Here is a 13566-nt window from a genome sequence, read left to right as displayed (position 1 = left end):
GGAGCCCCCATGCGCATCGCACTCTCACACCGCCACACAGTCGCTCTTCTTTTCATAGCTGCCAGCGCAATCAGTACCGGCGCTAGCGCCCATACAGGCGCTGAATCGCACATCCACAACCGCTTTCTGAGCGGCTTGGCCCACCCCCTGTTCGGTCTGGACCACCTGGCCGCCATGGTGGCCGTGGGCCTGTGGAGCGCCCTGGCCGCGCGCAACGCCGGGCGCGACATGCTGTGGGGCCCCGTGGGTTTTGCCGCCATGTTGCTGGTGGGCGCCGTGCTGGGCCTGCAGGGCGTGGCGCTGCCAGCGGTGGAGCCCATGATTGCCGCGTCGCTGCTGGTCACCGGCCTGCTGGTCGTGTCGCGCCTGCGCGTGCCCGGGCTGGTGGCGGCGCTGGGTGTGGGCGTGTTTGCCGTCTTCCACGGTGTGGCCCACGGCTATGAACTGGCGGGCAGCGACAGCGCCTGGTTGACCCTGGCGGGCATGCTGACCGCTACCGTGCTGCTGCACAGCGCAGGCCTGGCGGCGGGCTGGGCGCTGCGCTACCGCCATGTGTGGCTGGCCCGCGCAGCGGGTGCTGGCGTGGCTGCGTTCGGTGGCGCGCTGCTGGCGCAGATGGCCTGAGCATTCACACCAAGGAGCCATCATGATCCCCGGCGAACTTTTCACCGAACCCGGTGAACACCTGCTCAACACCGGCCGCCGCACCCTGACGCTGGTGGTGCGCAACACCGGCGACCGGCCCATCCAGGTCGGCTCGCACTACCACTTTGCCGAGACCAACAACGCCCTGGGCTTCGACCGCACCGCCGCACGCGGCATGCGGCTGAACATTGCGTCGGGCACCGCCGTGCGCTTTGAGCCCGGCCAGGAGCGCACCGTGGAGCTGGTGGACTACGCGGGCGAGCGCCGCGTGTTCGGCTTCCAGGGCCTGACGCAGGGCGCGCTGTAGAAACTTCAAGCCAAATAGGCAGATAGCGCCGGTATTTATTGCCCAAGCAGCTATCAAAAATAGAGTAAACCGTTCTCACGGAGCACCCCACCCATGGCAACCATTGGACGACGCGCCTACGCCGAGATGTTCGGCCCCACCGTGGGCGACCGCGTGCGCCTGGCAGACACCGAACTCCTCCTCGAAGTCGAGGCCGACCACACATTGAGCGCAGGCAGCTACGGCGAAGAGGTGAAGTTTGGCGGCGGCAAAACCATCCGCGACGGCATGGCGCAGTCGCAACGCAGCAATGCCCAAGGTGCTGTAGACACGGTGTTGACCAACGCCCTCGTGGTGGACCACACCGGCATCTTCAAGGCCGACATCGGCCTGCGCGCGGGCCGCATCGCCGCCATCGGCAAGGCCGGCAACCCCGACACGCAACCCGGCGTGGACATCATCATCGGCCCCGGCACCGAGGTCATCAGCTGCGAAGGCAACATCGTCACCGCGGGCGGCATCGACAGCCACATCCACTTCATCTGCCCGCAGCAAATCGAAGAGGCCCTGGCCAGCGGCGTGACCACCATGCTGGGCGGCGGCACCGGCCCCGCCACCGGCACACTGGCCACCACCTGCACCTCTGGCCCCTTCAACATGGAGCGCATGCTGCAGGCGGCCGATGCCTTCCCCATGAACCTGGGCTTCCTCGGCAAGGGCAACGCCAGCCTGCCCGATGCGCTGCACGAGCAGATCAATGCGGGCGCCATTGGCCTCAAGCTGCACGAAGACTGGGGCACCACCCCCTCGGCCATCAGCAACTGCCTGGACGTGGCCGAAGCCACCGATACGCAGGTGGCCATCCACAGCGACACGCTCAACGAATCGGGCTTTGTCGAGAACACCATCGCCGCCGTGGGCGGGCGCGGCATCTGCGCCTTCCACACCGAAGGCGCGGGCGGCGGGCACGCACCCGACATCCTGCGCGTGGTGGGCGAGGACAACTTCTTGCCATCGTCCACCAACCCCACCATGCCCTACACGCACAACACGCTGGACGAGCATGTGGACATGCTCATGGTGTGCCACCACCTCGACGCCAGCATCGCCGAAGACCTGGCCTTTGCCGAAAGCCGCATCCGCAAGGAAACCATCGCCGCCGAAGACATCCTGCACGACCTGGGCGCCATCAGCATGATGTCGAGCGACAGCCAGGCCATGGGCCGTGTGGGCGAGGTCATCCTGCGCACCTGGCAGACCGCGCACAAGATGAAGGTGCAGCGCGGCAGCCTGGCCGGCGACTCGGCCCGCAACGACAACAAGCGCATCAAGCGCTACGTGGCCAAGTACACCATCAACCCCGCCATCGCCCACGGCATCAGCCACGAGGTGGGGTCACTCGAAGTCGGCAAGTGGGCCGACATCGTGATCTGGAAGCCCGCCTTCTTCGGCGTGAAGCCCGCGCTCATCCTGAAGGGCGGGCTGATTGCCATGGCCGCGATGGGCGACCCGAATGCCTCCATCCCCACGCCCCAGCCCGTGCACTACCGACCCATGTTCGGCGCATTCGGCGGGGCCATTGCCAAGACCTCGCTCACCTTTGTCTCGCAGGCCGGTTTGGCGGCGGGCATCGGCGATCGCTTTGGCCTGCGCAAAACGCTGAGCGCCGTGCGCAACGTCCGTGGCGTGCGCAAGCAGCACATGGTGCACAACAGCTGCACCCCCAAGATGGAAGTGGATGCGCAGACCTATACCGTGCGCGCAGACGGCCAACTGCTCACCTGTGAGGCCGCCACCGTGCTGCCCATGGCGCAGCGCTACTTTCTGTTCTGAGGTCGCGGCCCATGAACGCCTTGCTGCAAGACCTGCGGATCCACCTGGACGATCTGACCGATCCACGCATCGAAGCCTTCATGCAGGAGCATCTGAAAGACATGCATGCCACTTCGCCACCCGAGAGCGTGCACGCGCTCGACATGGCGCAGTTGCGCCAGCCCGAGATCCGTTTCTGGACGGCCTGGCGGGGCGATGGCGCGCTGGTGGGTACCGGCGCGCTCAAGCACCTGGACGCCGAACATGCCGAACTCAAGTCCATGCGCACCGCAGCCAGCGTGCGGGGCCAGGGTGTGGGCCGCGCAGTGCTGGAACACATCCTGGGCCAGGCGGTGGACCTGGGCTACCAGCGCATCAGTCTGGAAACGGGCACCCAGCCCTTCTTTGAACCCGCTCACCAGCTCTACCTGCGCTATGGCTTTACCGACTGCGCGCCGTTCGGCAGCTACCGGCTCGACCCCCACAGCCGGTACATGAGCCGCGCGCTGTAGAGCCGGCGCGTATCACTCCGCAGCCAAGGCCACAATGTTGACCTCGCCTTGCCGGCACCGTAATCCTCTCTTGCCATGATCCAGGTCTCCAAACTTCTCCCCCAAGGCCAAGGCCTCGCGCCCGTACTGCTCAAGCGCGCCACCACCATTGAGCTGGACTGGGACGTGCGCCAGAAAAGCCGCTTTGCGGCCACCGACTCGGCTGGGCGCGAGCTGGGCATCTTCTTGCCGCGCGGCACCGTGGTGCGCGGCGGCGATGTGCTGGTGGCCGAAGACGGCTCCATGGTGCGCGTGGTTGCGGCGCCGCAGCCCGTGCTGGTCATCACGCACTGCAGCAGCCACGGCACTGCGTTTGACCTGACCCGCGCCGCCTACCACCTGGGCAACCGCCATGTGCCCATCGAGCTGCAACCCGACCACCTCAAGATCGAACCCGACCACGTGCTGGCCGACATGCTGCGCGCCATGCACCTGATCGTGAACGAACAGAACCTGCCGTTTGAACCCGAAGGCGGTGCCTACGCAGCGGGGCATGGTGGTGGACACAGCCATGGGGGACATGGACATGGCGACGATCATCACCACGGTCACGACCATGGCCACTCACACGACCATGACCATACCCGCGATTACGGGCATGCCCACGAACACAGCCATGCAGCTGCGCCCGCCACAGCCCCGGCGCGGGGGCGCACCGTTTCCATCCCCGTGGTGGCCCAGGGGCATGTACACGGCCCTGACTGCAACCACGACCACTGACTCCCCGCTCCATGCGCCTGGACCGCCCCAAGCCCCTGCCCGCCGCCAGCTTCTTGCAGCTGATGTGGCTGGCCTCGCCCGCGCTGCCCGTGGGCGGGTTCTCGTACTCCGAGGGGCTGGAAAGCGCCATTGAAAACGCGGGCCTGGCCAGCGAAGCCGCCGTGGGCGACTGGCTGCTGGACCAACTGCATATCACCCAAGCCCGGGGCGACATGGCCCTCATCGCCAAGGCCGTGGTTGCGTGGCGGCGCGCCGACTGGGCACATGTGCGCGAACTGAACGACTGGGTGCTGCACACCCGCGAAACGAGCGAGCTGCGCCTGCAGACCGAGCAAATGGGCCGATCGATGGCCGACTGGCTGCGCAATCAGAACCAGGGCGACGAGACCTTGATGCCCGCCGTGCGCCACCTGGCCGCATTGCCCCCCACCTACCCTGTGGCATTCGCACTGGCCGCCTCCAACACCCAGGCGCCCGTTCGCGACGTCCTGCTGGCCTACGCTTTCGGCTGGGCGGAGAACATGGTGCAGGCCGCCCTCAAATCCATGCAACTGGGCCAAAGCGCAGGCCAGCGCATCCTGGCCCGGCTGGCCGACGCGATCCCCGCCGCAGCCGACCACGCCGTGGGCCTGATGGACAGCGAACGCCAGGCCTTCTCGCCCATGCTGGCCATCCTGTCGGCCCAGCACGAAACCCAATACTCCCGCCTCTTCCGATCATGACCACCAGCAACCTGCACCACATCCCCAACCGCACCAAAAACCTGCCCCCCCTGCGCGTGGGCATCGGCGGCCCCGTAGGCTCCGGCAAGACCACGCTGCTGGAAATGCTGTGCAAGACCATGCGCGATGACTACGACCTCATCGCCATCACCAACGACATCTACACCAAGGAAGACCAGCGCCTGCTCACAGTCAGCGGCGCCCTCCCCGCTGAGCGCATCCTGGGCGTGGAAACCGGCGGCTGCCCCCACACCGCCATCCGCGAAGACTGCTCCATCAACCTCGAAGCCATCGACCGCATGCTGGGCGAATTCCCCAACGCCGACATCGTGTTCGTCGAAAGCGGCGGCGACAACCTGGCCGCTACCTTCAGCCCCGAACTGAGCGACCTCACCATCTACGTCATCGACGTGGCAGCGGGCGAAAAAATCCCACGCAAGGGCGGCCCCGGCATCACCAAGAGCGACCTGTTCATCATCAACAAGACCGACCTGGCCCCCCATGTCGGCGCCAACCTGGAGGTGATGCACGCCGACACGACCCGCATGCGCACCAACGCCCACGGCCTCAAGCCGTTTGTAATGACCAACCTCAAGACCCTGGCGGGCGTGGCCGACGTGGTGAAGTTCATCGAGACCCGGGGCATGCTGCAAAAGAAATCAGCACCCGCAGTCGGCTAGAATTCGCGCCTTCCCTCCCGGAGACTTGGGTGAGTGGTTTAAACCAGCAGTCTTGAAAACTGCCGACGGGCAACCGTCCGTGAGTTCGAATCTCACAGTCTCCGCCATGCCTTGACGCGGTTTTTCAACCGTGCAAGCAGCTCGCTTTCCTTCTCTGCCTCCATGGCCGCAATGGCCATCCACGGTTCGGGCTCTTCTCCCAATTCGATAGCAAAGTTCCCAGCAAGCACCGGGCTTAGCCGTCCCTGCTTGATTGCATGTGACAGCGCTCCGGGAGTGATATTGAACTCTCGCGACCACGCGGCAGCGTTCTTCACGACCAGCGCTTTCTGCAGCAAATCCATCGTCTGAGGCATGTTTAGAACCCTTCAATATTGAGGGGATTTCACCACAAAGCGCTTTGCGATTGTTTGAGAGGCTTTCAACATCCGGGCTATTGAAACCATTTCAATACGCACGGAGCCGCCATGAGCCCAAAACCATTGTTTCGCACACCCCCAGCCACCCAAGGCGCTGCACGCGCTGTGGCGGCTCCTGCAGCGCCTGCGCTGGGGGTGTGCACCCTCAAGGGTCAATCAGGCGCGGGCATGCTGGACCTGTTCTCCAGCTCGGTGTTACAGCGGCCTGGTGTCTCTGTCCTCTTCGCCCGCTCCGATTCCTGTTACTTCGACCTGGTGGATGACGTGTGGGACGCCCAGCGCGATGCACGCGGCTATACAGGCGCCAATCCCGTTGTATGCCATCCCCCTTGCCGTGGCTGGGGCCGTTTGCGTCACTGGGCAAAACCTCGCCCCGATGAAAAAGCCCTTGCCCTGTTCGCAGTTGAACAGGTGCGCCGCTGCGGTGGTGTTCTCGAACATCCATGGGGCAGCACCCTTTGGCATGCTGCAGGGCTTCCACACCCTGGCAAGGTCGATGCCTGGGGCGGATGGACTTTGCTTGTTGATCAAGGCTGGTGGGGTCACGCGGCACCGAAGCCCACGTATCTCTACATCGTCGGCTGCAGCCGCGAAGAGTTGGGCGAGCTGCCCGTCCAGTTACACCGAGCTGAAGGCCGCACGCTGCACCTCTCCCCCGCAGATCGCGAGCGCACACCCCCAGCGTTCGCCCGCTTCCTTGTCGATTTAGCCGCCAAGTGCGCCGGCTCACTGTTACAGCCGCCGGCCGCAGCAGTTACAGCCAGCTGCGCGACGTCCACTGTTACAGCCGCCCAGGTCCGCAGTAACAGCGACCTGGCTGCGCCTGCCCGCGCTGCTTCCAAGCGTGCGGCTTTCAAGGCATGGGCACAAGTTGGAGTGCAGCAGCGCGCCGCAGCCGCGCCCAGCAAGCGGAGCGCGGGCGCGGCTGCGGCGCGCGGTGTCCAAACCCTCCCCGTTGGTAATCACGGGGAGAACCTGAACGAGTCACAAGCATGACCCGCGCAAAGAAAACCGATCTCGTTCTGGACGGCAACGAAGTCAAGCTGCGCCTCACTGCCGAGCGGACCAAAACGAAGCAACCCGTTCACGTCGATTGGGTCCGCTTCACCTGCAACCTGCGCAACGCGCCCACCCCCACGATTGAAGACCTGTTCCCCCTGCACGATGGTGCGCGCTGGTCTGACGATGTGCCCCACGTTGAACGCGCTGCACGGCTCACCGAACTGCTGCGAGACATGCCCGATGCAGACTTTGCGGCCAGCGTCCAGGCCAAGGCCCTTGCCGAGCAAGCATGCGAAGCCCTCGGCCCCGAGTTCAGCGTGTTCCCCGAAATCCGCAAAGGCCACGACTTCTACCGCTTTCGCTGGTCCATCGTCCGCAATGAGGTCGAGTGCGGTTGGGTCGGCTACCTCTCCAGCGGCGACAGCCCCCGCCAGCACGCGCAGGCCCGCACCATTCACTGCAACCTCTACGGCACCGCCTGCACCTTCGCCAGCCATGGTTTCAATCAGCGCCTCGCCGCCATCGTGGAGCGCACCGACGCCACGATCACCCGAGTAGACCTCGCTCTCGATTTCTTCGACGGCTTCGCCGGGGGCATGGACCGCGTGCAGGCCGACTACAAGGCCGGGTTGATGGACCATCATGGCCGCACCCCTAGCTGCAATCAGGTCGGCGACTGGTGCAACGGTCGCGCCCGCTCCTTCTACTTCGGCAGCAAGGAAGCGGGCAAACAAACCAACGTTTACGAGAAGGGCCACCAGCTCTTTGGCCCCAAGGACGACAGCCCATGGCTGCGCGTTGAGCTCCGCTACGGCAACAAGCTGCGCGTGTTGTCCTCCGACATGCTGCGCCGTCCCGCCGACTTCTTCGCAGGCGCCAGTGACTGGCACGCCGCCATGCTGCGCGAAGCTGGTTCACAGGCCACACCTGAGCCTGTGCGCACCACGCAGCGCCTCGCCGCTGAAACCATCTGCGCCGAGGTCAAGCGCAACGTGCAGTGGCTCATGGACACCGCCGCGCCAAGCATCGCGCTGTGCTTCAAGCACCTCGGCAATACGCAGTTCATCGAAGAAATCCTGTTCAACAAAAAAGCGCCTGGACGGCTCCAGCGCTTCAACGAAAACGAGATCGCAGGTGCCTTTGATCGCGCCTTCCATCGTGTTCTCGCACCTGGGCGTGGCCGGTCCGGGATGCAACTTGTTTAGGCCGTAACCAAGGATCAAAAAATGAAGATGACCAGCAAAGCCGTGTTGCACGGTATCAAGCAATCCAAGGGCGATATCGAAGGCCGTCCCTTCGACTCCACCACCTTCCACTTGTCCGTGGACATTGCCCAAACCAGCAGCGGCGAATCCATCGGCGTTGTCACTCGCCCGTTCAAGCTCGGTGACTCCACCGAGTTCCAGAAGTGGTCACACCTCAAGAACTCTTGGCCCCTCGGCGGCGTGATGTGCGAGTGCGAATTCGACATCGTGGCCGGTGCTGAGAACACCACGAAATTGACGCTGCTGGCGATCAAACCCGCCGCCCAGGCCAAGGCTGCTTAAGGCCCAAAGGCACCCCATGCGCAACGTGATCCAGTCCCGCACAACAGGCGCTTTCCTCGCGCCGTCTTTCGAAGACGGCCAGCCGGAGTGGGTCATGTTGCTCTGCGAAGCCGCCATTGTGGAAGACCTCGAAACCTGCGTGCAGCTCATCGAGGACCACACCGAGCCATTCCACCGGCCACAGGTCATCGACCTGGACGACCTCTACAAAAAGCAGGAGCCACCTCATGCAATTTGATCCTTCCCTCATCTCTGAGCAGCAACTTTCACACTTTGCTTTTGGCGTGATTTGCCTCGGCTTCCTTGCTGGTCTTGCTGGCGCCTTCGCCTTGCATGTGGTCCTGACCGTTGGCGAGTGGGTCCTTGCTCGCTTCATGGCATGGGAAGAGCGCGCTGAGCGCATTGCCACTGCCCGCGCTCGCGCTGTGGCTCTATCCAAGGCCCTGCCACGTGGCTGATCCAACAGTCATCGAATGCACCACCGCCTGCACTGTCACGGTGGTGCATCAGCTATCAGTCCCCCCCTTCAATCTCACGCTTGAAGAGGGGGCATCAATCGCCATTGCCATCGTGGCGGTATGGGCCGTTGGTCTCGCATTCCGCGAGTTCCACCGGGTCATCTTTGTCGATGGTTCTTCAACTAAAGAAAGTGAGTAACCCATGTCTCTGTTCCTCCGCGCAAAACAAGCCGGTGCCCGCTACGTCAAGAACAGCAAGCGCGTAGCTGCTGGCGCCGCCGTGATGGCTCTGGCCTCCTCTCCAGCGTTCGCTGCTGCCCCTGCGCAGCCTGATGTGACCGAGGCCGTCGCCTACATCCTCGCCACGATGGCCACGATTGCGCTGATCGGCAACGCCCGTCTGCTGGTCTCCGTGACCGTCAGCGTGTTCCGCTGGATTCGCGGCGCTGCACGTTAAGGCGTGTTTGTCCTCGGGGCTGCAGACCCGGGGCCTTTGCCCATGTGCACGTGGTGTGCGCATCGTCAAGGGGTTGAAATGGGCTTGTGGGTCATCGTTGCATTACTGGGGGCGGCATGGCTCATGTTTACCGCCTGATCGCTGCTTTACTGCTTGCGTGCTTCTCGCTGCATGCGTCTGCTGCAATTACTCCTGTGGTCCAGTACCGTGACGTTCTCAACAGGGTGGACACCGTGTCCGGCCTAGTTGCTTGGTGGCAAGCCTATGACCCCAAATTTCCATGCGGCGGCGGTTCTTTGGATAAGCCCGCAACGTGGGAAGCGCGCAACGTCACTCCGCAAAAGTTTGATCTCTACAAAGTGGGTACGTATTGCAACAATCAGGGCACTTACAACACCTTGACGCAAAGCCCGACCGCTGCAGGTACAGGCTGTCCGGCTAATTCCTCGCTGTCCGGTTCTTCATGCACTTGCAATACCGGCTATACCGAGATCAATGGGGCCTGTGAGGCGCGCAATGAAAACCGTGACCGGTGCTTTTCTTTTAGTGTCGAGCAGACATTGCCCGGTGGCGCGCTCGTTCAGGATTACAGGCTGCAGGGGCGTGTTTCTAGCGGCGCTCAGTTCTGCATGCCCGGTGCATTTACTGACCCTAACAAGGGCTGCAAGGTCACATTCACTTCGGACCCTTACATTCCTTGGATGGACTATGGCGGCGGTAAGGTTGTCTCTGAAGGCACCTTCTCTATGTCTTCTGATTCGAACACGGTCGACCAGTCATGCAACGCCGGTCCCGACACCACTCCGCCAAAAGTTCCGGAAAAAGAGAAATGCCCCAGCGGCTATACCGGCACTGTCAACGGTGTAGAGGTTTGCGTAAACAAGGTTCCCAACAGCGGTGCCGATGGCGGCTCCAATGAGACCGAGACTAACGACGGCACCGAGACCACCACACGCCGTGTTGATCGCTCTACGAACTGTGAGGGCGACAACTGCACCACCACCACCACTACGACTACCACGCGCCGTAATAACAGCACTGGTGCTACCACCACCAGCACCAGTACCGAGACCTCGACTAGCTCAAAGCCCGGCTTCTGCCAGCAAAACCCCTCCTCCAAGCTCTGTAAAGATGGCAGTGAGGATGGCTCTAAGTTCAGCGGCTCATGTGGTGGTGGCTTCGCCTGTGAGGGCGATGCTATCCAGTGCGCCATGGCTCAGGAACAGCACCGCAGGGCCTGCAAATTGTTTGATGACAAGGACTCAGCCGAATACAAGCTCTATGAGGCGGAAAAGGGAAAAACCGGCAGCCGCACTGGCGACCTTCCTGGCAATGAAACCATCGCTTTTGGTCAGAGCATGTATGACTCGTCAAACGCTCTCGGCCCCGGCACTTGCATATCGGATCTGCCTGTCGATGTACTCGGCCAAACCGTATCCCTGCCCATTAGCCAAATCTGCCCGCACCTAGCAACGCTCCGTCTTGCGCTGCTTGCCTTCGGTGCGCTCTTGTGGGTTCTCATCGTCTTTAGGGGGTAGTCCATGCCAGCATTTATTGCGGCGCTCATGGGGGCGCTAATCAACATAGCCGGGACATTGGTTGGACGCGTGCTGATCGCTCTTGGCATGAGCGTTGTAACGTTCACCGGTGTGTCCACCACCCTCACTTGGGCTAAGAGCAATGCTGTCTCAGCGCTCTCTGCTTTGCCCGTTGAGGTAGTCGGCATGCTCTCGGCCATGGGCGTTGGTGAGTTCCTCTCCATCCTTCTCAGTGCCTTGACTGCTCGTATGGCGCTGCAAGGTTTGACCGGTGGCGCGGGCGGCAGTATCAAACGCTTGGTGGTCAAATGATGCGCACCCTTCGCTATCAGCTCGGCTACCTGTACCTGACCACAGGCGGCAACGGCGCGGGCAAAACGCTCATGACCATCTGGGACGTTCGCCAGCTCCAGGTGAAGACCGGTCGGCCTGTGTTCTTCTGGGGCTTCGCTGCAAAGCAACCCCTGCTCGATTTCGGTTGGAAGGAATTCGAGCCGAAGGATTGGGAGTCGCTGCCAGATGGCTCCATCTGCATCGTCGATGAGTGCCAAAAGGTCATGCCCACTCGGGCGACTGGGCAGCCTCCCGCGTGGATTGGAGCGCTCGCGGAGGACAACCGCAAACGCGGCTTTGACTTCTTCTTCATCACACAGCACCCGCTCAACATCGATAGCTTTGTCCGTCGCTTGATCTCTGCACCTGCCTGGCATCGGCACTTCAAGGCGTCCATGTTGGGCGATGCCAGCAACGAACTGAAGTGGTCGGCGGTGAACGATCAGCCGCAGAAAGATGGCTCCGGCAAGAACGGCGAAGTGACCAGTCGCAAATGGCCGCGTGAGGCTTTCGACTGGTACACGTCCACCAGCATGGACACCCGCAAAACTGGGATACCGCTCAAGGTCTGGAAGGGCGTCGGTGCGCTGGTTCTGGCGCTCGGTTGCGTGGGATTCGTCGGCCATCAGCTCTACAACATGACGTTCAAGGGCGGCGGCTCTGGTGTCGCGTCATCGCTGCCTTCCGTACCTTCCACCGCTACGCCCGCAAAGTCGACAAGTAGCCCTAGTGGTCGTGCCAGCACTGAGCCTGCAAGCGTGGACGAATATCTAGCGGCTCGCACACCGCGCCTGAAAGACTTCCCCCACACTGCGCCGGCCTACGATCAAGTCACCGCGCCTACTGTCGCGCCATACCCTGCCGCCTGCGTGCACATGGGCCCGCGCTGCGAGTGCTACACCCAGCAGGCCACGCTGATGCAGGTCAGCATGCAAACCTGCCTCCAGGTCGTTAAGCGTGGCTTCTTCATGGATTGGAAGTCTGCCCCTCCTGCGGACACACAGCAGCCTCGCAACCCGCCACAGATGGCCCAGCAGGTCGCCCAGGTAGAGCCGGTGCGCACCGTGCCAGCCCCAATGCCTGCCGCGCCTCCTGAGCCGCCTCAAAGCCAATACATGCAGGGGCTTGCTGCGCGGAATGCCCAGGTGCGATCAAGCCTCATCCAGTGAAGTCGCTCCATCATTGACAGACAACGGGGACCCAAACCGTAGACCCTGTGTCGCAGGTTTGGGGCGGGGGTATGGGGCCGCAGGGCACCATGGCAGACGATCATGCAACTCATGCCCCTTGCTTCTTCGCACAGATACACTCATCGCAAGGAGGGAGAACATGAGCAGGCGTCCGTTTCAACCAGACGACGAAGACACTGGAACATTCTTGGTTGATGTATTCAAGATCGCCCTTGGCGTATTTATTGGCGGGCTCGCTGCCGCCTTCACCTACGAAGCAATACTGGCGTACCGCGCTGAGGAAGCAATCCGCAAAGCCTCGGAGGAGATAAAGGCCCAGAACGCTCGCACGAACGCCGAGATCGCCAAGCAGAACGAGCTAAATCGACAGACAAGAGAGGAAGAGCGCCAGCGCGTCGAGCGGCTGCGCGCTGCTCAGGCCATGGAGGCCCGTCTAGAGTCCGAACGGCGACAGAGAAAAGAGGACGCATGGGCCAAGTTCCATCAGCCCTCTCCAAACTGCAAACTGGACTCAGGCACCGCCGCGTGCGCCAATGAATACATGGCCGCTCGCAAACGCTTTGAGAGTCAGTACGTAGACCGTTGACAGTCTACGGATACGCGCGCGTTTCCACGACCGAGCAGAACACCGCCGTCCAGCTTGCGGCATTCAAACGCGCAGGAATCAAACAAGTTGTGCAGGAAAAGCGCAGCGGCGTAGCGCGGCGCCCTGAACTGCTAGCCCTCCTCGCAAAGCTCCGCCCAGGTGATGTGCTGGTGGTCTACAAGTTGGACCGCCTATCCCGCAGCCTGCGCGATCTGCTGCGACTATGCGAGTCCTTGGAACAGGCCGGTGTCTCGTTCCGCAGCCTCACGGAATCAATCGACACCAGCTCGCCCGCAGGCCGCATGTTCTTCCACATGCTGGGCGCCTTCGCAGAGTTCGAAAGAGCCATGATCCGCGAGCGCTGTGCCGCAGGATTTGAGGCCGCAAGGGCCAGAGGTCAAAAGTTCGGGAGGGCACGCTCCATGCCCGAAAAAACTGAAGCGAAGCTGGTTCGAATGTACCTGTCAGGCAACTACACCATGCAGGCTCTAGCAGACCACTTCGATGTGCACACCTCCAGTGTGAAGCGAGCGATCTACAGGGTAACTAAGCCGCAGCACAGTAGCTTGAGGTAACGGCGATTTTCTTTGATGACAGATGGTTTAGGGCTATCCTTACAT

General features: G+C 62.5%; 20 protein-coding genes and 1 tRNA gene. 20 read left to right on the top strand and 1 reads right to left on the bottom strand.

Features of this window, described 5'->3' with window-relative positions:
• Positions 1-9 precede the first annotated feature (9 nt).
• The 8 genes from ASD94_RS08725 (at position 10) to ASD94_RS08690 (ending at position 5523) form a co-directional block, all read left to right on the top strand.
• Complete coding sequence (locus tag ASD94_RS08725; RefSeq protein ID WP_056641397.1) at positions 10-624, top strand: HupE/UreJ family protein; 615 nt, start codon at positions 10-12, stop codon at positions 622-624.
• A gap of 22 nt (positions 625-646) precedes the next feature.
• Positions 647-952 (top strand): urease subunit beta, encoded by a 306-nt coding sequence (locus ASD94_RS08720; protein WP_056641394.1) that lies wholly within the window; start codon positions 647-649, stop codon positions 950-952.
• Positions 953-1045: 93 nt separating this feature from the next.
• Positions 1046-2764, top strand: coding sequence for an urease subunit alpha (ureC, locus tag ASD94_RS08715; RefSeq protein ID WP_056641391.1), 1719 nt, complete (start codon positions 1046-1048; stop codon positions 2762-2764).
• Between the two features lie 11 nt (positions 2765-2775).
• A complete protein-coding gene (locus ASD94_RS08710) occupies positions 2776-3255 on the top strand; it encodes a GNAT family N-acetyltransferase (RefSeq protein ID WP_056641388.1) in 480 nt (159 codons plus the stop codon).
• A gap of 75 nt (positions 3256-3330) precedes the next feature.
• Positions 3331-4014, top strand: coding sequence for an urease accessory protein UreE (gene ureE, locus ASD94_RS08705; RefSeq protein ID WP_056641383.1), 684 nt, complete (start codon positions 3331-3333; stop codon positions 4012-4014).
• 11 nt (positions 4015-4025) lie between these two features.
• Positions 4026-4736, top strand: a complete 711-nt coding sequence (locus tag ASD94_RS08700) for an urease accessory protein UreF (protein ID WP_056641381.1) — start codon at positions 4026-4028, stop codon at positions 4734-4736.
• Positions 4733-5416, top strand: a complete 684-nt coding sequence (gene ureG, locus ASD94_RS08695; RefSeq protein ID WP_056641379.1) for an urease accessory protein UreG — start codon at positions 4733-4735, stop codon at positions 5414-5416. The genes ASD94_RS08700 and ureG overlap by 4 nt, the downstream gene beginning before the upstream one ends.
• A 19-nt stretch (positions 5417-5435) precedes the next feature.
• Positions 5436-5523, top strand: a tRNA-Ser gene (locus ASD94_RS08690).
• Here ASD94_RS08690 and ASD94_RS23125 read toward each other — a convergent pair.
• Positions 5509-5760, bottom strand: a complete 252-nt coding sequence (locus tag ASD94_RS23125; protein WP_192418328.1) for a hypothetical protein — start codon at positions 5758-5760, stop codon at positions 5509-5511. The genes ASD94_RS08690 and ASD94_RS23125 overlap by 15 nt on opposite strands.
• 243 nt (positions 5761-6003) lie before the next feature.
• Here ASD94_RS23125 and ASD94_RS23845 point away from each other — a divergent pair, with 243 nt between their 5' ends.
• The 12 genes from ASD94_RS23845 to ASD94_RS08635 all read left to right on the top strand — a co-directional run bounded on the left by ASD94_RS23845 (position 6004) and on the right by ASD94_RS08635 (position 13521).
• The gene (locus tag ASD94_RS23845; RefSeq protein ID WP_200954211.1) at positions 6004-6831 is read left to right on the top strand and encodes a hypothetical protein; all 828 of its coding nucleotides are present in this window, start codon (positions 6004-6006) and stop codon (positions 6829-6831) included.
• Positions 6828-8042, top strand: a complete 1215-nt coding sequence (locus tag ASD94_RS08680; protein ID WP_056641373.1) for a replication initiation factor domain-containing protein — start codon at positions 6828-6830, stop codon at positions 8040-8042. Before ASD94_RS23845 ends, ASD94_RS08680 begins: the two co-directional genes overlap by 4 nt.
• A gap of 21 nt (positions 8043-8063) precedes the next feature.
• Entirely contained in the window at positions 8064-8384 is a 321-nt protein-coding gene (locus ASD94_RS08675; RefSeq protein WP_056641371.1) for a hypothetical protein, read from the top strand.
• Positions 8385-8400: 16 nt separating this feature from the next.
• Positions 8401-8622: a hypothetical protein gene (locus tag ASD94_RS08670; RefSeq protein ID WP_056641368.1), complete on the top strand. Its 222-nt coding sequence runs from the start codon at positions 8401-8403 to the stop codon at positions 8620-8622.
• Positions 8612-8842, top strand: a complete 231-nt coding sequence (locus ASD94_RS08665; protein ID WP_056641365.1) for a hypothetical protein — start codon at positions 8612-8614, stop codon at positions 8840-8842. Before ASD94_RS08670 ends, ASD94_RS08665 begins: the two co-directional genes overlap by 11 nt.
• Positions 8835-9041 (top strand): hypothetical protein, encoded by a 207-nt coding sequence (locus ASD94_RS23525; RefSeq protein ID WP_156391378.1) that lies wholly within the window; start codon positions 8835-8837, stop codon positions 9039-9041. Before ASD94_RS08665 ends, ASD94_RS23525 begins: the two co-directional genes overlap by 8 nt.
• Before the next feature lie 3 nt (positions 9042-9044).
• Entirely contained in the window at positions 9045-9299 is a 255-nt protein-coding gene (locus ASD94_RS08660; RefSeq protein ID WP_056641362.1) for a major capsid protein, read from the top strand.
• Positions 9300-9415: 116 nt separating this feature from the next.
• Positions 9416-10837 carry a hypothetical protein gene (locus tag ASD94_RS23520; protein ID WP_156391377.1) on the top strand — a complete coding sequence of 474 codons (1422 nt, stop codon included), beginning with the start codon at positions 9416-9418 and terminating at the stop codon, positions 10835-10837.
• A 3-nt stretch (positions 10838-10840) separates the two neighbouring features.
• Complete coding sequence (locus ASD94_RS08650; RefSeq protein ID WP_056641357.1) at positions 10841-11149, top strand: DUF2523 domain-containing protein; 309 nt, start codon at positions 10841-10843, stop codon at positions 11147-11149.
• Positions 11146-12339, top strand: a complete 1194-nt coding sequence (locus ASD94_RS08645) for a zonular occludens toxin domain-containing protein (protein ID WP_056641354.1) — start codon at positions 11146-11148, stop codon at positions 12337-12339. The genes ASD94_RS08650 and ASD94_RS08645 overlap by 4 nt, the downstream gene beginning before the upstream one ends.
• Positions 12340-12499: 160 nt before the next feature.
• Positions 12500-12946, top strand: a complete 447-nt coding sequence (locus tag ASD94_RS08640; protein WP_056641351.1) for a hypothetical protein — start codon at positions 12500-12502, stop codon at positions 12944-12946.
• Positions 12943-13521: a recombinase family protein gene (locus tag ASD94_RS08635; RefSeq protein ID WP_056641348.1), complete on the top strand. Its 579-nt coding sequence runs from the start codon at positions 12943-12945 to the stop codon at positions 13519-13521. Before ASD94_RS08640 ends, ASD94_RS08635 begins: the two co-directional genes overlap by 4 nt.
• Positions 13522-13566 lie beyond the last annotated feature (45 nt).

Origin of the sequence: Acidovorax sp. Root70 (assembly GCF_001428225.1) — a bacterium.
GTDB lineage: Bacteria > Pseudomonadota > Gammaproteobacteria > Burkholderiales > Burkholderiaceae_C > Acidovorax.
The sequence above is the reverse complement of the archived record's forward strand: the minus strand, read 5'-3'. Positions and strand labels throughout refer to the sequence as shown.